The 222-nt window shown below is 55.0% G+C and carries 1 protein-coding gene; it reads left to right on the plus strand.

Annotated elements, in window-relative coordinates:
- Window positions 1-222: hypothetical protein (locus HMPREF2700_RS10655; protein WP_210389907.1), on the plus strand; the 222-nt coding region annotated here is incomplete at both ends.

A 222-nucleotide genomic window follows, 5' to 3' on the forward strand; every position in this document is an offset into this window, starting at 1 on the left:
ACCAACGTAGCCGCCGGTGACCTCAATGCCAACAGCAAAGATGCCGTTAACGGCAGCCAACTGTTTGCGACCAACCAAAACGTAGCCAACAACGCCGCCAATATCGCCAAAGGCATCAACTTCGGCGGTACCACCGGCAGCAACAACTACGCATTGGGCGACACCATCAATGTTAAAGGCGACAGCAACATCATCAGCGAAACCGTAGCCGGTGGTGCACAG

Source organism: Neisseria sp. HMSC068C04 (assembly GCF_001810105.1).
Lineage (GTDB): Bacteria > Pseudomonadota > Gammaproteobacteria > Burkholderiales > Neisseriaceae > Neisseria > Neisseria flavescens_B.